Origin of the sequence: Streptomyces lincolnensis (assembly GCF_001685355.1) — a bacterium.
Classification (GTDB): domain Bacteria; phylum Actinomycetota; class Actinomycetes; order Streptomycetales; family Streptomycetaceae; genus Streptomyces; species Streptomyces lincolnensis.
The window spans coordinates 6,540,471-6,559,455 of sequence record NZ_CP016438.1 but is presented as its reverse complement, the minus strand read 5'-3'; the positions used below and the strand labels follow the sequence as shown (position 1 = coordinate 6,559,455).

Sequence of the window (18,985 nt, the reverse complement as noted above, 5' to 3'; positions counted from 1 at the left end):
GATCCGCCGCCAAGGCTGGACCAGGAACCCTTCACCGGTGTGGACCAATGGTTGATTCGCGTACGTCAGTTCGTTGTTTCCGCAGGCCACATGGGCTTTCGCGCCCCGTTGACGCGCGCAGACCGCCACTGGTAGACCACACTCATCAATCACCGGTCAGGTCGATCCAGCAGTCCGAACAGCCGTCCCTGTGCGAGCGATGACGCGAGGTCACGACCCATGAGCAGTCAAGTCCACGGCAGGGGCCCGAGGGGCCCGCGATCTCGATCCCGCACTGTCCGGCTCGTCGCCACTGCCGGTGCCGCCGCCCTGGTGTTCTCTGCCGGGTTCGCGACCCCGCTCGACCCGGCGCCCCGGCAGGCGGCCGCCGCGGACGGGGACAAGGTCCTCACGGTCGCGGTCGCCCAGAGCGTCGACTCGCTCAGCCCGTTCCTCGCCAGCCGGCTGCTCAGCACCAGCATCCACCGGCTGACGTACGACTACCTGACCAACTACGACCCGGCGGACGCCCACGCCGTACCGGGCCTGGCCACCAAGTGGGAGTCCTCCCCCGACAAGCTGACCTGGACCTACACGATCCGCTCGAACTCCAAGTGGTCCGACGGGCAGCGGGCCACCGCCGAGGACGCGGCCTGGACGTTCAACAAGATGATGACCGACGAGGGCGCCGCCACCGCCAACGGCAGCTTCGTCGCCAACTTCGAGAAGGTCACCGCGCCCAGCCCCACCCAGCTGGTCATCAAGCTGCGGAAACCGCAGGCCACGATGACCGCCCTCGACGTGCCGATCGTGCCCAAGCACGTCTGGGAGAAGGTCGGCGACTTCTCCGAGTTCAACAACGACAAGAGGTTCCCCATCGTCGGCAACGGACCGTTCGTCCTCACCGACTACAAGGCCGACAGCTACGTCCGGCTCAAGGCCAACAAGAGCTTCTGGCGCGGGGCGCCCAAGTTCGACGAGCTGGTCTTCCGCTACTACAAGGACCAGGACGCGGCCGTCGCCGCCCTGCGCAAGGGCGAGGTCTCCTTCGTCGCGGGCCAGCCGGCACTGACCCCCGCCCAGGCCGCCTCCCTGAAGAACGCGGACGACATCAAGGTCAACGACGCCCCCGGCCGCCGCTTCTACGCCATCGCCACCAACCCCGGGGCCCGGGCGAAGAACGGCCAGAAGTTCGGCGACGGCGACCCCTCCCTGCTGGACCAGCGGGTCCGGCACGCCCTGTTCATGGCCGTGGACCGCAGGACCATCATCGACAAGGTCTTCCAGGGCCACGCCGTCGAGGGCCAGGGCTACATCCCGCCACGCTTCTCGCAGTACTTCTTCAAGCCCTCGGCGAGCCAGGAACTCTCCTACGACCCGGCGAAGGCCGCGCTCCTCCTCGACCAGGCGGGCTACAAGAAGAACGGCGCCGGCAAACGCCTCGGCAAGGACGGCAGGCCGATCACCTACCGGGTCCTGTGCCACGCCACCGACCCCAACGACAAGGCGATCGGCCAGTACCTCCAGGAGTGGTGGGGCAAGCTCGGCATCGGCGTACGCCTGGACTGCCTGGACAACGTCTCCGACCCCTGGCTCGCGGGCACCTACGACCTCGCCTTCGACGGCTGGTCCGTCAACCCCGACCCGGACTTCGTCCTGTCGATCCACACCTGCGCGGCCCTGCCCGCCACCCCCAAGGACACCGGCACCACCGACAACTTCATCTGCGACAAGCGGTACGACGAGCTGTACGCCCGCCAGCTCGCCGAGTACGACCCCGCCAAACGGGCGCAGATCGTCCAGCAGATGGAGTCGCGGCTGTACGACCTGGGGTACATGAACGTCATGGCGTATCCGAACGCTGTCGAGGCGTATCGCACCGACCAGATCAAGTCGATCCAGACCATGCCGAGCGGGGCGGGCAACATCTACGGCCAGGACGGCTACTGGAGCTGGTGGTCGGCCGTCCCGGCGGACTCGGGCGGCTCCTCCGACGACTCCACCTCGACCGATGTCGTCATCGGCACCGCCGTGGGAGCGGCGGTCCTCGTGGGTGCCGGTCTGTTCTTCGCGATGCGCCGCCGGGCCACCGCCGACGACCGTGAGTAGCGTCCAGAAGGCCGTCGCTCCGATCTTCGACGAGCCGGCGGCCCGCAACACGTCCGGCTCGGCGTATCTCCGCTACGGCGCCGGAAAGGTGGGCGGCGCCGCCGTGTCGCTGCTCGCCGTCCTGGTCACCGGCTTCTTCCTGTTCCGGCTGATCCCGGGCGACCCGGTCAAGACCATGACCGGCGGCCGCCCGGTGTCCACCGAGCAACTGGCCTCCTACCGACGGGAGTTCGGGCTCGACCTGCCGGTGTGGCAGCAGTTCACCGACTACTGCGGCAAGGCGCTGACCGGTGACCTCGGCACGTCGTACCAGTTCCGCGCCCCGGTCCTCGACAAGATCACCGAGGCGCTGCCCAACACCCTGCTGCTCACCGGCACGGCGTTCGTCCTCTACACCGTGCTCGGCATCTTCCTCGGCACCCGCGCGGCCTGGCGGCACGGCGGGCTCGGGGACAAGCTCAACACGGGCCTGGCGCTGGCCCTGTACTCCGTCCCCTCCTTCTGGCTGGGGCTGCTGCTCATCATCGTGTTCTCGGTGGGCATCGGCCCGATCCCGGGCCTCTTCCCGACCGGCGGCATGGAGTCGGGCGGCGAGGAGGGACTCGCCTACCTCCTCGACGTCGCCCACCATCTGATCCTGCCGGTGATCACGCTGGTCGCGGTCGAGTACGGCCAGACCCTGCTGGTCACCCGCTCGGCGCTGCTGGACGAGATGGGCGGCGACTATCTGACCACCGCCCGCGCCAAGGGCCTCAGGGACGACCTGGTACGGCGCCGGCATGCCGTACCGAACGCGCTGCTGCCGACCGTGACGCTGGTCTTCGTGAATCTCGGGCGGACGGTCGCGGGCGTCATCCTGGTCGAGACCGTGTTCTCCTGGCCGGGGCTCGGCGGGCTGTTCTACCAGGCGTTGAGCGTGCCGGACCTGCCCCTGGTGCAGGGGCTGTTCTTCTTCTTCGCCGCGGCGGTGATCGTGATGAACACCGTGGCCGACCTCGTGTATCCGCTGCTCGACCCGAGGGTGGGCCGATGACCGAGCCTGTTGAGGCGCCTGTTGGGCACGCGAGCCCCCGTGCCCTGGCCCGGCAGCGGCGGCGCCACTCGGCCGTCCGCTTCTGGAAGCAGTACCGCACCCATCGCGCGGGCGTCCTCGGTCTCGCCGTCCTCGTCCTGTTCGCCCTGCTGGCGCTCACCGCGCCGCTGACCGTCGGCTCCGACGTGCAGAGCGTGACCGAGGCGCCGGGGCAGCCGCTGGAGAGTCCGAGCGGTGCGTTCCCGCTGGGCACCGACCGGTTCGGGCGCAGTCTGCTCGGCCTGCTGATCTGGGGCGCCCGTGTCTCGCTGCTCGTCGGGCTGCTCGCGGCCGTGCTGTCGGTGGCGATCGGGGCGTTCATCGGCATCACCGCCGGGCACTTCCGCGGCCGGTACGCCACGGTGATCATGCGGATCACGGACTGGTTCCTGGTCATGCCGACGCTGGTGCTGGCCATCGCCCTCGCGACGGTGATGTCCCGTTCCCTCGGCACGATCGTCCTGGCGATCGGTGTCACCACCTGGCCGACGACGGCCCGGCTGGTGCGGGCGCAGACACTGGCGGTGGAGTCACGGCCGTACATCGAGCGGGCGAAGGCGCTCGGCGGCGGGCACTGGCACATCATGAGCCGGCACGTCCTGCCCAACGTGATGCCGCTGGTCCTGGCCCAGACGACCCTCATCATCTCCTCCGCGATCCTCGCCGAGGCCACCCTCGCCTTCCTCGGGCTCGGCGATCCCACGGTGGTGTCCTGGGGCGGCCTTCTCCAGGACGCGCGGGAGGCCGGGGCGGTCAGCGCGGGCGACTGGTGGTACCTGGTTCCGCCGGGCATCGCGATCGCGGTGGTGGCCCTGGCGTTCACGCTGTGCGGGCGCGCGGTGGAGTCGGTCCTCAACCCGCGGCTGGGGGTGGCACGTTGACCTGGCCGGAGCGGCCGCATCCTACGGTCGGGGCGGCGTCGAGGGACTCCATCGCCGCGCCGTCCGCCCTGCCTTTCCTCTACACGCCGGTGTCCCCGCGTCGGGCTGCCGCCGCGAGATCCTGGCCCAGGGCCTGCCCGGCGAATCAGGTCGCAGGCATCCAACGGTGCCTGATAAGTGCCGGTGGGCGGGGGTCTGGTGCGTGCAGCTGCAAGGCGACAACGCCGCTGGGGGCACCCCCTCCGGGGGAGCGCGTGCCAGACCCCCGCGACCGCGACATGATCCGCCGGACAGGCCCTAATCATCGGACGGAGGTGGCCCGTTGACCCTGCTGGAGGTACGGAACCTCGAAGTGACCTATCCGGGCGGCGCGGCCGCGGTGCGGGGTGTGGATCTGCGGCTTGCCGCGGGGCGGACGCTCGGTGTCGCGGGCGAGTCGGGGTGCGGCAAGTCCACGCTGGCGCTGGCGTTGCTGCGGCTGCTGCCGGCGGGGACGCGTGTCACCGGCGAGGTCCTTCTGGACGGCGAGGACGTGCTGGCGATGAAGTGGGGCCGGGTGCGGGCGGTCCGCTGGGCCGGCGCCTCCATCGTCTTCCAGGGCGCGATGCACTCCCTCAACGCGGTGCACCGCGTCGGCGACCAGATCGCCGAGCCGATCCTGCTGCACCGGAAGGCGACGGCGGCGGGAGCGCGGAAGCGGGCGGGTGAGCTGCTGGAGCAGGTGGGTCTGCCGGCGGCGCGGGCGTCGTCGTATCCGCACGAGTTGTCCGGTGGCCAGCGCCAGCGCGTGATGATCGCCATGGCCCTGGCCTGCGACCCCGGCCTGATCATCGCCGACGAGCCGACCACCGCCCTCGACGTGATGATCCAGGCCCAGATCCTGCGCCTGATCGCGGGGCTGGTCAGCGAGCAGGACCTCGCCCTGATCATGATCAGCCACGACCTGGCCGTCCTGGCCGACACCTGCGACCGCCTCGCGGTGATGTACGCGGGCCGGGTGGTCGAGGAGGGCCCGGCCCGGCAGGTCTACGACGACGCGTGCCATCCCTACGGCAAGGCGCTGTCGGAGGCGTTCCCGCGCATCGGCGACCCGGCGTCCCGGTTCGCCCCGCGCGGCCTGCCGGGCGACCCGCCGGACCCGGCCGCCGTGCCCTCCGGCTGCGCCTTCCATCCGCGCTGTCCCGTCGTGCTGGACTCGTGCGCCGTGGACGACCCGGTCCTGCGGGACGCGGGCGCGGGGCGGCGGGCGGCCTGTGTGCACGTGCCTGCGGTGCCGACCGACGGGGCCGCCGCGCCCGAGGACGCGAGGAGCGCGCCGTGACCACACCTACTCCGTCGTCCCCGGCGTCCCCGCTGCTTCGTGCCGAGGGGCTGCACGTGACGTACCCCGGCCGGCGCGGTGAGGCGTCCGCCCGGGCCGTCGACGGGGTCGACCTCGACATCCGGCCCGGCGAGATCGTGGCCCTGGTCGGTGAGTCGGGCTGCGGCAAGACGACCCTGGCGCGGTCCCTGCTGGGGCTGGTGTCGCCGACCGGGGGCCGGGTGGTCTTCGACGGCCGCCCGCTCGACTACACCTCCCGCGCGCTCAAGGCGTACCGCCGGCGCGTCCAGCTGATCCTCCAGGACCCGTCCGGGTCGCTGAACCCACGGCACACGGTCTACGACGCGGTCGCCGAGGGCCTCAGGATCCACGGCTACGGCGGTGACGAACAGGCGGCGGTGGCGGGGGCGTTGTCCCGGGCGGGGCTTCGTCCCCCGGAGCGCTTCTTCCTGCGCTACCCGCACGAGCTGTCGGGCGGGCAGCGTCAACGGGTCGTCATCGCGGGCGCGTTGGTGCTGGAACCGGAACTCCTCGTCGCCGACGAGCCGGTGGCCTCGCTGGACGCCTCGGTACGGGGTGAGATCCTCGCGCTGCTGCTGCGGCTGCGCGACGAACTGGGCCTGTCCGCGCTGGTGGTGACGCACGACCTGGGTCTGGCCTGGAACATCGCCGACCGGGTCGCGGTGATGTACCTGGGCCGGATCGTGGAGACCGGCGAGGTCGAGCAGGTCCTGACCGCACCCCGGCACCCCTACACCCAGGCCCTGTTGTCGGTCCTGCCGGAAGCGCCCGGGGACCCGATCGTCCTGACCGGCGAGCCCCCCGACCCCTCCCGCATCCCCTCCGGCTGCCGCTTCCACGCGCGGTGCCAGGTGTTGGCGGGCGGGGAGGCGGAGCGGGCGGGAGTGGCGAGCCGCTGCCGGACGGAGGACCCGGGGATCCTGGACGGGGGCGGGGAGGCACAGGTGGCCTGCCACTACGCGGCGACCAACTCCACCTCGAATCCGTCCGAGTTGGCCAGATAGGCCGCGTGGTGATCGGGTCCGCCCGCGTGCGGGTAGCGGTCGGCGAACAGGGGCTGCCAGCCGTGCGTGGGGGCAGCCCGGGCGAGCGCGTCGACGTGGTCCCGCGAACCGGCGTGGAACGCGAGGTGGTTGAGGCCGGGCCGCATACGGTCGTGGCACTCGCCGCTCATCGCCGGGGACTGCTCCACGACGACGTACGTCTCCCCGTGCCGCCAGCTCCGCCCTCGCTCCCAGTGCTGATACGGCGTCCAGCCGAGCCGGTCGAACAGCCAGCCCCACTCCCCCGCCGCCCTCGGCAGGTCGGGGACCCACAGCTCCACGTGGTGCAGCATGTGCCTTCCTCGGTCCTGGATACGCCGGTTCCCGGCACCCCCACAAGGATGCCGGGAACCGTAGGGCAAGACGTCAGGCCGCGTGGACCACGTCCTTTTCCTCGGCGAAGTGGCAGGCCGACTCGTGGGCGGCCGGGGTGTCCGAGGCCTTGAAGCGCTCGGGGATCGCGAGGAGCGGCGCTTCCTTGGCGCACTTGTCCTCGGCCTTCCAGCACCGGGTGCGGAAGCGGCATCCGGAGGGCGGGTTGGCCGGGGAGGGCACGTCGCCGGAGAGGATGATCCGCTCGCGGCCCTCGCGGGCCTCCGGGTCGGGCACCGGGACCGCCGACAGCAGCGCCTGGGTGTAGGGGTGCGTCGGGTGGTCGTAGATCTGCTCGTCGGTGCCGATCTCGGCGATCTTGCCGAGGTACATGACGCCGACGCGGTCCGAGATGTGCCGGACGATCGACAGGTCGTGGGCGATGAAGATGTAGGACAGGTTGAACTCGTCCTGGAGCCGCTCCATCAGGTTGATGACCTGCGCCTGGACGGACACGTCCAGGGCCGACACCGGCTCGTCGCAGATGATGACCTCGGGGTTCAGGGCCAGGCCGCGGGCGATGCCGATGCGCTGGCGCTGACCGCCGGAGAACTGGTGCGGATACCGGTTGATGTACTCCGGGTTGAGGCCCACCACGTCCAGGAGCTCCTGGACCCTGCGACGCCGGTCGCCCTTCGGGGCCACCTCGGGGTGGATGTCGAAGGGCTCCCCGATGATGTCGCCGACCGTCATCCGGGGGTTGAGCGAGGTGTAGGGGTCCTGGAACACCATCTGGATGTTCCGGCGGACCGCCTTCAGCGCGCGCCCGGACAGCTTGGTGATGTCCTGGCCCTTGTAGAAGATCTCGCCGGCGGTCGCCCGCTCCAGGTTCATCAACAGCTTGGCCACGGTGGACTTGCCGCAGCCGGACTCGCCCACGATGCCCAGGGTCTCGCCCTGGTACAGGTCGAAGGAGACCCCGTCGACGGCCTTGACCGCGCCGATCTGCTTCTTGAACAGGATGCCCTGGGTGAGCGGGAAGTGCTTCACCAGGCCCCGCACCTGGAGAATCGGCTCACCGCGCTCCACGGGCGCCTCGATCGCGGCCACCGCCTCCGTCTCGGAGTGGGCGTCCACGACCTCGACGTCGGAGACGTTCGGCGTGGCGTCCTGCGGCTCGTCGTTCTTGCTGAGCTCAGCCATGGATCGTCTCCTTCCAGAAGTGGCACGCCGAGGCGCGGCCGGGCAGCTCGCCACCGTCCCGCTCGGAGACCGGGAAGAGGTCCGGGACGTCCGTACGGCAGATGTCCTGGGCCTTGGGGCAGCGCGGGTTGAAGGCGCACCCGGTCGGCACGTGCAGCAGGTTGGGCGGCAGGCCCTTGATCGCGTAGAGCTCCTGGCCCTTCTGGTCCAGGCGCGGGATCGAGTCCAGCAGACCCCGCGTGTACGGGTGCGCCGGGCGCTTGTACAGCTCGTGGATCGGGGCGCGCTCGACGATCCGGCCCGCGTACATCACCGCGATCTTGTCCGCGACGTCGGCGACCACACCGAGGTCGTGGGTGATCAGGATCAGACCCATGTTGTACTCGCGCTGAAGCTCCGCGAGCAGGTCCATGACCTGGGCCTGGACCGTCACGTCGAGAGCCGTGGTGGGCTCGTCGGCGATGATCAGGTCCGGCTCCAGGGCAAGCGCCATCGCGATCATGATGCGCTGGCGCATACCGCCGGAGAACTGGTGCGGGTAGTCGCCCACCCGGGCCGCGGCGGCCGGGATCTTCACCCGGTCCATCAGCTCGATCGCCTTGGCCTTGGCGTCCTTCTTGGACAGGCCCTGGTGGACGCGGAACATCTCGCCGAGCTGGTAGCCGACGCTGAGCACCGGGTTCAGCGAGCTGAGCGCGTCCTGGAAGATCATGGCGATCCGGCGGCCGCGGATCTTGCGGCGGTCCTCGCCGGACATCTTGAGCATGTCCTCGCCGCGGAAGAGGATCTCGCCCTGCGGGATCTTCGCCGGCGGCATGTCGAGGATGCCCATGATCGCCTGCGCGGTCACGGACTTGCCGGAGCCGGACTCACCGAGCACGGCGAGCGTCTCGCCCGCGGACACGCTGTAGTTGACGCCGTTGACGGCCCGGATCACACCCTCGCGGGTGTGGAACTCGACGTGCAGGTCCCGCACTTCGAGCAGCGGCCCGTCGTCGCCGTCGCGCGGCGAGGGTACGGCTGTTTCTTCGATGATCGTCACGTACGCCTCCCTCAGCGCATCTTCGGGTCGAGGGCGTTGCGTACGGCCTCACCGAGCATGATGAACGCCAGCACCGTGATGCTGAGCATGATCGACGGATAGAGCATGATCCACTGGGCGACACGGATCGAGGCGCCGCCGTCGGAGATGTCGTTGCCCCACGAGACGCCGCTGAGGCCGAGGCCCAGGAACGACAGCGTGGCCTCGGCGGCGATGTAGACGCCGAGCGAGATGGTGGCGACGACGATCACCGGGGCCATGGTGTTCGGCAGGATGTGCCGGAACATGATCCGCGGGGTGCTCGCCCCCAGGGCCTTGGCGGCCTGCACGTAGTCGGCCTGCTTGGTGGTGATCACCGCACCGCGCATCACGCGGGAGATCTGCGTCCAGCCGAAGAAGCCCAGGGCACCGATGACGACCCAGGTCGTGCGCTCCGGGAAGGAGTTGAGCACGACCATGGTGCCGAGCAGGAACGGGATGCCGAAGAACACGTCCGTCAGCCGCGACAGGATCGAGTCGACGAGGCCGCCGAAGTACCCGGCGATCATGCCGACCAGGCTGCCCACGACGGTGACCAGGATGGTGGTGCCGAAGCCGACGGCGACGGAGGCCCTGGTGCCGTAGATGACGCGCGCGTACACGCTGCGGCCCTGCTGGTCGTAGCCGAGCCAGTCGGCCGAACCGACGTCTCCCAGCTTGGGCTTCTGGAGGTAGTGCTTGGACAGGTCGCCGAGGATCGGCTGCGCGCTGGTGAACCAGCCCGGGAAGAAGGTGATCAGCAGCAGGAAGAAGATCATCACGCTGGAGACGATGAAGATCCAGCTGCGGCGCAGGTCGGCCCACGCGTCGCCCCACAGGCTGCGGGTCTTCTCCGGCTTGGTCACCGTGGCCGTCACCTCGGGAGCCCCGCCCACCGGGTCCACCCGGCCGGTCTTGACATCGGTTTTGGTCACATCAGGCATAGCGAATCCTCGGGTCAAGGACCGCGTAAAGCAGGTCGACGATCAGGTTGGCGGCGAGGTAGATGAGCACCAGGATCGTCACCAGGCCGACCAGAGTGGTGCCCTCGCGGCGCACCAGGGACTCGTAGATCGTGCCGCCCACGCCCTGGATGTTGAACAGGCCCTCGGTGACGACCGCGCCGCCCATCAGCGCGCCGATGTCGGTGCCCAGGTAGGTGATCACGGGGATCATCGAGTTGCGCATGAGGTGGACGCCCACCACACGGCTCTTCGGCAGACCCTTGGCGATCGCGGTACGGATGTAGTCCGCGCGCCGGTTCTCGGCGATCGAGGTCCGGGTGAGCCGGGTCACATAGGCCAGTGACGCGGTCGCCAGGACGATCGCCGGCATCAGCAACTGGCCGTAGTTCGTCGAGTCGCTGACGTTCGGGTCCAGCCACTTGAGCTGCTCGGCGAAGACCAGCTTGGCGATGAAGCCGAGGACGAAGACCGGCACCGAGATGAACAGCAGCGTGATCAGGAGGATCACGTTGTCGGTGAGCCGGCCGGCGCGCAGGCCCGCCAGCACACCGAGAGCGATGCCCAGGACGACCTCGATGGCGAAGGCCAGGGAGGCCAGGCGCATGGTCACCGGGAAGGCGTCGCCCAGCACGTCCGTGACGGGGCGTCCACTGGCGATCTGTGTGCCGAAGTCGCCATGAAGGATCATGTCCTTCATGTAGTTCCAGTACTGCACCAGGATCGGCTGGTCCAGGCCGTACTCATGTCTCAGCGCCGCGATGACCTGCGGGCTGCCGGCCTTGTCGCCGAAGAGGCCGCGCACGGGGTCACCGGGCAGGGCGTAGACCATGAGGAAGATCAGCAGGGTTGTCCCGATGAACACCGGGATCATCTGGAGCAGTCGTCGTGCGACGTAGCGCCCCATCGTGCCTCCATGTCAGTCACGGCGGCAGCCGACGGGCCCTTTCCCCGCGCATCACCTGAAGATGCGGTGGAAAGGGCCCCCCGGCCGCTGCCGTTCCCCGGGCGCGGTCGCGCCGCGCCCGGGACAACGGTCCGTAGCGGTTACTTCTTGACCTGAACGCCGGTCAGGATCGGGTCACCGTCCTGGGCGTACTTGACGCCGGTGACCTTCTCCGAGTAGCCCGCGTTGACCTTGTAGTACCAGAGCGGAATGCTCGGCATGTACTCGGGGAGCTTCTTCTCCAGCTCCTGGTACAGCTTCTCCGACTCCTCCTGCGTCTTGGCGCCGTCGGCCTGGGTGATCAGAGTGTCGATCTCCTTGTTGGAGAAACCACTCTGGTTGCCCGAGGACTTGGTGCCGAACAGGTCGCGGAGGAAGTTGGCGTTGAACGGGTAGTCGAGCACCCAGCCGGAGCGGTACATCGACTTGACCTCCTGCGCGTCACGCGCCTGGAGGTCGGCCTGGAAGTCGGCCTTGGAGTCGCCGGTGCAGGCGACGCCGGTGGCCTTGGTGATGGAGCCGCAGACGGCCTCCACCCACTCCTTGTGACCGCCGTCCGCGTTGAACTGGATGGAGATCTTGTTGCCCGGGACGCCGCCACCCTCCTGGATGAGCTTCTTGGCCTTGGCCGGGTCGTACGTGAAGATGTCGGTGCCCAGGCTCGGCTGGTAGCCGAGAACGCCCTTGGCGACCCAGCCGGTGGCGGGCTCACGGGTGTTCTGGAGCACGGTCTTCGTGATGGTGTTCCGGTCGATCGCCATCGACAGGCCCTGGAGGACCTTCGGGTCGATGCCCTTCCACTGCTTGGTGTAGAAGGCCGGGGCGATCGTCTGCACCGCGGAGTAGGCCTGGTCCACCGCGCGGTCACCGAGGTCCGCCTTGTAGACGGGCAGGTCACGCGGGGCGAGCTGGCGCAGGACGTCGACGTTGCCGGACTTCAGGTCCTCGTAGGCCGTCTCCAGGTTGGTGTAGTTCTTGAAGATCACACCACCGTTCTTGGCCTTGTTCGAGCCCTGGTAGTCGTCGTTGCGGGCGACCTCGATGGACTTCTTGTGGTCCCAGCTGACGAACTTGTAGGGGCCGTTGCCGACCGGCTTCTCGCCCGCGGCCTTCGGGTCCTTGTAGAAGGACTCCGGCAGCGGCGAGAAGACCTCGTAGCCCAGCTTGTACACGAAGTACGGGATCGGGCTGGTGAGGGTGATGGTGAAGGTGCTGTCGTCGACGACCTTCAGGCCGGACATCTCGGTGGCCTTCGGCTTGCCCTTCTCGGGCGCGACGTCGGCGTAGCCCTGGATGTCCGAGAACCAGAAGCTGTTGGTCTGCTTGTTGGCCGGGGCAGCGGCCCAGTTCCACGCCTTGACGTAGGACTCGGCGGTCACGGGGGTGCCGTCGTGGAACTTCCAGCCGGGCTTCAGCTTGACCGTGAACGTCTTGTTGTCGGTGGAGTCCACCGACTGCGCGTTCATGTAGACGATCTTGCCGCTCGAGTCGTAGTCGACGAGCCCGGTGAACAGGGCGCGCGTCACGATGCTGCCGTTGGACTCCATGGTGTTCGCCGGCTGCAGCGGGTTCTGCGGTTCGCCGACCTCGATCGAGAACTTGCCGTTCGGGTCGATCGCGGCCTTGCTGTCATCGCCGCTGTCGCTGCTTCCCCCGCCGCAAGCGGTCGCGCCCAGAGCCACAACCGCCGCTATCGCGACCCACTTGGCGCTCTTGGCACCGCGCATGGGTTCCTCCTCATGAGTCCATTGGTTCACCGCAAAGGGGAGCACATGACACACAACCGTCCACCGCCCGTCGCCGGTGGCCGGAAAAGTTCAGGTGCCCCCCGTGCTCGCGAGTCGTCGCCGCCTGACAGCGAACGCCCCGTTGATCCGAGCTCTACGCGCCTAACTATCTGCCATGCACCATGACCGAACCACACCCCTAAGGTCTCGGTTCGATCACACCTGCCGCCTACTTCTTCCAAAATCCGGACAAACGGTTTGCCGAAAGATCCCCGCGAAACGGACTTGTTACATATCTATCGACATCACGTGTCCGCATTCCGGACGAAAGGGAGGGAGAAAATCGGTTGCGCATACCGTGGCGGCCGTACTCACTCCGCCCGGCACGCCCGCGCACTGCACCGGTGACGGTGGCACTGCGTGACGATTTCTCAACAGGCTGCGGTGGCAAGGCCGTTCGTCGATTTCGAGGGGCGCGCGCCCCGTCGACGACGGCACAGCTCGCGAACACACGCCGCACAGCCGTCGGACAAGCCACTCCCGCAGCAGGGTAGTGCGCACAGCACGCCTGTGCGGGGTCGCGAAGGCAATTGAAGGGTTTTCCCTATGTCGCCCGCATGTCGCCCACGACGGCGACGGGCACCCCCGCCGTGACGGCGGGGGTGCCCGGTGGCCCGGCGGGTGCCGGGATCAGCCGTGCTTGGCGCGGCTCGCGGCGCGGGCGCGCTCGCGGGCGTCCAGGTTCACCTTGCGGATCCGCACGGACTCCGGGGTGACCTCCACGCACTCGTCGTCGCGGCAGAACTCCAGGGACTGCTCCAGGGAGAGCTTGCGCGGCGGGACGATCGCCTCGAAGGAGTCGGCCGAGGACGACCGCATGTTCGTGAGCTTCTTCTCCTTGGTGATGTTCACGTCCATGTCGTCGGAGCGCGAGTTCTCACCGACGATCATGCCCTCGTACACCTCGGTGCCCGGGTCCACGAACAGCACACCGCGCTCCTGGAGGTTCGTCATCGCGAAGGCGGTGACGGCACCGGCACGGTCGGCGACCAGCGAGCCGTTGTTACGGGTCGTCAGCGTGCCGAACCACGGCTCGTGGCCCTCGTGGATGGAGTGCGCGATGCCGGTGCCACGCGTGCCGGTCAGGAACTCGGTCCGGAAGCCGATGAGACCGCGGGACGGCACGACGAACTCCATGCGCACCCAGCCGGAGCCGTGGTTCGACATGTTGTCCATACGGCCCTTGCGGACACCCATGAGCTGCGTGACCGCGCCCATGTGCTCCTCGGGCACGTCGATGGTCATGCGCTCGACGGGCTCGTAGACCTTGCCGTCGACGTCCTTGGTGACGACCTGCGGCTTGCCGATGGTCAGCTCGAAGCCCTCGCGGCGCATCTGCTCGACCAGGATGGCGAGCGCCAGCTCGCCACGGCCCTGGACCTCCCAGGCGTCCGGGCGCTCGGTGTCGAGCACCCGCAGCGAGACGTTGCCGACGAGCTCACGGTCGAGGCGGTCCTTGACCTGACGGGCCGTGACCTTGCGGTCCTTGACCGCGGCCTTGTTCTCCGCGCCCTTGCCGGTGCCACCGCGGCCGACCAGCGGCGAGGTGTTCGTACCGATGGTCATCGAGATGGCCGGCTCGTCGACCGTGATGAGCGGCAGCGGGATCGGGTTCTCGGGGTCGGCGAGGGTCTCGCCGATCATGATGTCCGGGATACCGGCGACGGCGCAGATGTCGCCGGGGCCCGCCATCTCGGCGGGCTTGCGGGTGAGCGCCTCGGTCATCAGCAGCTCGGTGATACGGACGTTGGACATCGTGCCGTCACGCTTGATCCAGGTGACGGTCTGGCCCTTGCGCAGCTCGCCCTGCTCGACCCGGAGCAGCGCGATACGGCCGAGGAAGTTGTCGGCGTCCAGGTTCGTGACGTGCGCCTGGAGCGGGGCCGCCTCGTCGTACTCCGGAGCCGGGACGTGGGACAGGATCGTGGTGAAGAACGGCTCCAGGCTGTCGCTGTCGGCCGGGACGGTGCCGTCCTCCGGCTTGGTCAGCGAGGCCACACCGTCACGCGCACAGGCGTAGACGATGGGGAACTCGATCTGGTCCTCGTCGGCGTCGAGGTCGAGGAAGAGGTCGTACGCCTCGTTCACGACCTCGTCGATGCGCGAGTCGGGGCGGTCCGTCTTGTTGATGCACAGGATGACGGGCAGGCGGGCCTGGAGCGCCTTGCGCAGCACGAAACGGGTCTGCGGCAGCGGGCCCTCGGAGGCGTCGACCAGCAGCACGACCGCGTCCACCATCGACAGACCGCGCTCGACCTCGCCGCCGAAGTCGGCGTGGCCGGGGGTGTCGATGATGTTGATCGTGACGACTTCGCCGCCGTCCTTGGGGTGGTACTTCACGGCCGTGTTCTTGGCCAGGATCGTGATGCCCTTCTCACGCTCCAGGTCATTCGAGTCCATCATTCGGTCGTCGAGCGACTCTGCGGCGTGGGCCGCGAAGGCACCGGCCTGCTTCAGCATGGCGTCGACAAGGGTCGTCTTCCCGTGGTCGACGTGGGCGACGATGGCGACGTTGCGGATGTCGTGGCGCGTGGCCATATTGCGGCGTTCTCCCGGAGTGTGAGGACGGCCCTGCTGCGTACGTCTCGGTACGCGGACCCTGCCGGGCGGAACATGCCACGGCCTCACCCCATGGTACGGGGCCGTGGCAGAGGCGGCCTCCGGGGGCGGCGGGGCAGCGCCCCCAGGGGCTCCGATCAGGCGTCCTTCGCCGCCGGGGATCCCGCGGGGCAGGTCTGGAGGGCTGCTGTGCGGGCTGCCTGGCTGTCCAAGGGATCCGAGGCGCAGGGCAGGAAACCGGTGCCGGTCCCTTCCCAGGTCGCGACGTGCCCCTTGACCGGGTCGCCGCTCCCGCAGGTGTACGTGAAGTCGGCGTCGACCAGCCGGATCGAGCCCCAGGAGTAGTAGTCCCCCTTGTAGTCGCCGGCCGCCGCCTCGTAGTAGTGCCCCTGCTCCTCGGGCGTCCAGGTCTCGGACGGCCCCGCGAGCGGCTCCTCGATCTTGAGGTGCCTGCCCAGGGCCTTGATCACACCGGCCGCGCCGACACCCTCGGGCGCGGTGCTCACCGTGACCCGGTGGACGGTGTCGTCGACGGGCTTGAGCTCGGCCGAGTAGGACGAGGTGGCCTTCTCGAAGCTGATGGGGTCCGCGAGTTCGACGAGCTTCTCCGACCGCTGGACGCCCGACCAGGCGTACGTCCCGTCCGTGCAGGCCTGCACCCGCTCGTCCTTCTCACCGGAGCCACCGGAACAGGCGGTCAGCCCCGCCGCCAGGGCCGCCGTGGCGAGTCCCGCCACCCATGCCCGCTGTGCCGTGCCGCGCATACGTCGGCTTCCTTCCCCCGTGGCACGGCCGCGCCCGGCGCCCACACCATGATCACTGTCAGGTTCATGGTGAGGCCACCGGGCGTCGTCGGCAAGCATTTTCAGTCGGGGTCCGGCCACAGCCTTGCACCGGGACGGCAACGGCCCTGGTCAGCCGTCCGAGGTGGAGACGGACGCGGACGCGCCGGGCGCCGGCTTCGCCCCCTTCTTCAGGTAGCCCATGTCCTCGTAGACGGGGGTCCGGAAGCCGAAGGCGCCCGCGTTGACGAGGTCCTTGCGGACGGCGGTGAGCTGGGGGCGCTGGTAGAGGGGGATGGACCCGGCGGCGGCCCAGATACGGGCGTCGGCCTTGCGGATGAGCCCCCGGCTCTCCCCCTCGTCGAGCGTGGCGACGGCCTGGTCGAAGAGCTGGTCGACCTGGTCGGTGCCGACCCGGGTGTAGTTCTGCTCGACGTTCAGGGAACCGTCGGCGGCCGGCACCGGCTTGGCGAAGATCGGACGGGCGTCGGTCGCGGGGAACGCGGAGGCGGGCCAGGAGTACAGGGCGAGGTCGTACTGGCCGGAGGCGATGTGGTCCTTGAAGTAGCTCTCGTCCTTGACCTTGGAGATCTCGGTGCGGATGCCGACCTTGCGCAGCATGCGGGTGATGCGGTCGGCAACCGTGTTCAGGCTCCGGGAGCCCGGGCCCGAAGGGAGCACGAAGCGGAGCGTGAGCGGCTTGCCGTCCTTGGCGAGCGGCCCGGCCGCGGCACCGGCGGGGGCGGCGGTGCCCTTGGGGGCGTAGGCCCCGGGGGCCCCGCCCTGCTTCAGCTTGTTCGCGTACTGCTTGCCGTCCTGGGCGAGATGCGTACCGCCGCTCTCGCCCTTGCCCTTGTCCTCGTCCCCCGCCTTGTCGTCCTCGCCGACGATGTACGTCCCCTCGTCACCGTCGGGGGAGTCCTTTTCGGCCTTCTTGCCCTCCCCGCCGGCCGCCTTCTCCCCCTTCCTCTTCTCCTTCTCCTTCTTCTCCTCGATCGGACCGCCGAGCACCCATCCGGCGTCCGCGAGCAGCGCCCGCGCCTCCGCGGTGTCCTGGCCGCCGAGAGCTCCGCTGTTGTCGGCATAGGCGGCCTGGCCGGACAGGGCGAGGTGGCTGCCGACGGGCACGGCGGGCAGACCGAGCGGCTTGAGGACGGCCTTGGCCAGTTCCTTGCGGTCCAGGGCCCGGGCCACGGCCCGGCGCACCCGCTCGTCGGCGAGCGGACCGTCGGCGCCGTTGAGGGCGAGCTGGGTGTAGGCGGGCTCCAGGGACTTGCGGACCTCGAAACCGCCGAGGGCCCGCTGCTGACGCTCGTACCGGACGACCGCCCGGTGCCGGCGCTCGCGCGCGGTGATCTCCTCGTCGGCGGCGTCCTCGTCGGAGCCGTTGGCGACGGCCCAGGAGCGCAGGGCCGCGGCGGCGTTCGGTCCCTGGAGCGGGGTGGCCGTGCCCTTGGCCCGGTCGGCGAGGGTGACGCGCCCGGCGGCCTCGGGGTCGATCTCGGCCAGGTCGATCCTCCCGGCGGCCAGCGCGTCGGCCCGCTTCTCGCGCGGTACGGCACGCAGCACGATCTCGGACAGTTTCGCCGGGCGTCCCCACCAGCGCGGGTTGCGGGTGAGGACGACCTCGTCGCCCTTGTGGTCGACCTTCGTCACGGCGAACGGCCCGGCGGTGACCTTCAGCTTCTTCCTGGCCGAGTCGTTGAAGGAGTCCGGGGTGCCCATGACGTCCTTCGGGTACAGCGGCGAGAACAGCGACCGCCAGTCCGCGTACGGCCGCTGGAAGGTGACCCGGACCTCCAGGTCGTTCGCGCCGCGCTCGATCCGCTCGATGCGGTCGTAGCCGGCGTTGCGGGCGGTCCAGTACGCGGTGTCCTTGCCGGACAGGGCACGCCACTGGGCGGCGAAGTCGGCGGCGCCGATCTCCCGGCCGTCGCTCCACACGGCCTGCTGGTTCAGCTTGTACAGCACGACCTGCTTCGGCTCGGTCTCGACGACCTTCGCCGACTCCAGGTAGTCGGGGTTGCGCTGCGGCCGGCCGTTCCCGTCCAGCCGGTACATCGACGGCAGTACCGCCTGCGCGATCCGGTTGGTCGCCGCGTCCGCGTCCGCCTGGAACGTGTTCAGCGTCTCCGGTACGGCGTCCACCGCCCAGCGCAGCGTGCCGCCGTCGGCGACCAGGGCGCGGGCCGCGGGCGCGATGTCCTGGCCCGCGAGGGGCTTGCCCGCCGGGTCCTCGGATCCGCAGCCGGTGACCGCCGGTACCGCGAGCGCGCCCGCGGTCAGGAAGGCGACCGAGCGCATGATCGCGCGCAGTGTGACGCCGTCGTGGGACATCTCTGCTACCTCCAGGGGCTGCCGCCTGCGCGAGCGGGAGTTATGATCACGTTTGGGGGTATATGGAGCTGATCAGATGTATGCGGCCACTGAAGAGGAAAGGGTTCGGCAGGCGTCGGCAACACGACGAGAAGGGCCCGCAAGCCCACCCGTGCGGCGCAACGCCCGGCACACGGGGGCGGCGCACGGAGGCTCACGATCCGCCAATCCGTGCACGTCCCTTCCCACCGGCAGGTGTGACGCGCAACACTCGCAGGCGCATGACCGTTCCCGCCCAGGGCGACGCCGCCCACGGAAGTGAGGTCACGTCATGTCCGTGCACGACGAACTGACGTCAGCCCAACGCTCACTCGACGAACTGCTGCGATCCGTCAAACGCCTGGAACAGCAGCTGGGCAGCGGCGGCCTGGAGATGCGCCGCGTCCGCATGGACGCCGACCGCCTGCGCGAGAGCCTCGCGCTGCTGCGCGAGGCCGACGCCGGGCCCGCCAAACCCCGGCGCCCCGAACTCGTATCGATTTCCGACACCCCGTACGACAACACCCTGTGGACGGACTCGGACGACGAGGGACTCGGCGCCCGGGACCGCCGCGCTCCGTAAAGCCGTCCGG

15 protein-coding genes are annotated in these 18,985 nt (G+C 69.4%); 6 read left to right on the top strand and 9 right to left on the bottom strand.

Annotation, left to right across the window (positions count from 1 at the left end; genetic code table 11):
• Positions 1-219: 219 nt before the first annotated feature.
• The 5 genes from SLINC_RS29310 (at position 220) to SLINC_RS29290 (ending at position 6,387) form a co-directional block, all read left to right on the top strand.
• Positions 220-2,088: an ABC transporter substrate-binding protein gene (locus tag SLINC_RS29310; RefSeq protein ID WP_067439032.1), complete on the top strand. Its 1,869-nt coding sequence runs from the start codon at positions 220-222 to the stop codon at positions 2,086-2,088.
• Positions 2,081-3,121 (top strand): ABC transporter permease, encoded by a 1,041-nt coding sequence (locus SLINC_RS29305; RefSeq protein WP_067439029.1) that lies wholly within the window; start codon positions 2,081-2,083, stop codon positions 3,119-3,121. The genes SLINC_RS29310 and SLINC_RS29305 overlap by 8 nt, the downstream gene beginning before the upstream one ends.
• Entirely contained in the window at positions 3,118-4,041 is a 924-nt protein-coding gene (locus SLINC_RS29300) for an ABC transporter permease (RefSeq protein WP_067439026.1), read from the top strand. The genes SLINC_RS29305 and SLINC_RS29300 overlap by 4 nt, the downstream gene beginning before the upstream one ends.
• Before the next feature lie 322 nt (positions 4,042-4,363).
• Entirely contained in the window at positions 4,364-5,362 is a 999-nt protein-coding gene (locus tag SLINC_RS29295; RefSeq protein ID WP_067439023.1) for an ABC transporter ATP-binding protein, read from the top strand.
• Positions 5,359-6,387, top strand: coding sequence for an oligopeptide/dipeptide ABC transporter ATP-binding protein (locus SLINC_RS29290; protein ID WP_067439020.1), 1,029 nt, complete (start codon positions 5,359-5,361; stop codon positions 6,385-6,387). Before SLINC_RS29295 ends, SLINC_RS29290 begins: the two co-directional genes overlap by 4 nt.
• On the opposite strand, the gene SLINC_RS29285 is transcribed toward SLINC_RS29290, so the two are convergent.
• The 9 genes from SLINC_RS29285 to SLINC_RS29245 form a co-directional block, all read right to left on the bottom strand.
• The gene (locus tag SLINC_RS29285) at positions 6,339-6,719 is read right to left on the bottom strand and encodes a VOC family protein (RefSeq protein WP_067439017.1); all 381 of its coding nucleotides are present in this window, start codon (positions 6,717-6,719) and stop codon (positions 6,339-6,341) included. The two genes, SLINC_RS29290 and SLINC_RS29285, sit on opposite strands and share 49 nt — an antisense overlap.
• A gap of 73 nt (positions 6,720-6,792) precedes the next feature.
• On the bottom strand, positions 6,793-7,941 hold the full coding sequence (locus SLINC_RS29280; protein WP_067439014.1) for an ABC transporter ATP-binding protein: 1,149 nt from the start codon (positions 7,939-7,941) through the stop codon (positions 6,793-6,795).
• Positions 7,934-8,983: an ABC transporter ATP-binding protein gene (locus tag SLINC_RS29275; protein WP_067439011.1), complete on the bottom strand. Its 1,050-nt coding sequence runs from the start codon at positions 8,981-8,983 to the stop codon at positions 7,934-7,936. The genes SLINC_RS29280 and SLINC_RS29275 overlap by 8 nt, the downstream gene beginning before the upstream one ends.
• Positions 8,984-8,994: 11 nt before the next feature.
• Positions 8,995-9,945, bottom strand: a complete 951-nt coding sequence (locus SLINC_RS29270; RefSeq protein ID WP_067439008.1) for an ABC transporter permease — start codon at positions 9,943-9,945, stop codon at positions 8,995-8,997.
• A complete protein-coding gene (locus SLINC_RS29265) occupies positions 9,938-10,870 on the bottom strand; it encodes an ABC transporter permease (RefSeq protein ID WP_067439005.1) in 933 nt (310 codons plus the stop codon). The genes SLINC_RS29270 and SLINC_RS29265 overlap by 8 nt, the downstream gene beginning before the upstream one ends.
• 140 nt (positions 10,871-11,010) lie before the next feature.
• Positions 11,011-12,636 (bottom strand): peptide ABC transporter substrate-binding protein, encoded by a 1,626-nt coding sequence (locus SLINC_RS29260; RefSeq protein WP_067439002.1) that lies wholly within the window; start codon positions 12,634-12,636, stop codon positions 11,011-11,013.
• Positions 12,637-13,326: 690 nt separating this feature from the next.
• Positions 13,327-15,234, bottom strand: coding sequence for a translational GTPase TypA (typA, locus tag SLINC_RS29255; RefSeq protein ID WP_067438999.1), 1,908 nt, complete (start codon positions 15,232-15,234; stop codon positions 13,327-13,329).
• A 158-nt stretch (positions 15,235-15,392) separates the two neighbouring features.
• Positions 15,393-16,019, bottom strand: coding sequence for a hypothetical protein (locus SLINC_RS29250; protein WP_067438996.1), 627 nt, complete (start codon positions 16,017-16,019; stop codon positions 15,393-15,395).
• Positions 16,020-16,169: 150 nt separating this feature from the next.
• A complete protein-coding gene (locus SLINC_RS29245) occupies positions 16,170-18,374 on the bottom strand; it encodes an ABC transporter family substrate-binding protein (protein WP_067438993.1) in 2,205 nt (734 codons plus the stop codon).
• Positions 18,375-18,684: 310 nt separating this feature from the next.
• Here SLINC_RS29245 and SLINC_RS29240 point away from each other — a divergent pair, with 310 nt between their 5' ends.
• On the top strand, positions 18,685-18,975 hold the full coding sequence (locus SLINC_RS29240) for a hypothetical protein (protein WP_067438990.1): 291 nt from the start codon (positions 18,685-18,687) through the stop codon (positions 18,973-18,975).
• Positions 18,976-18,985: the final 10 nt, after the last annotated feature.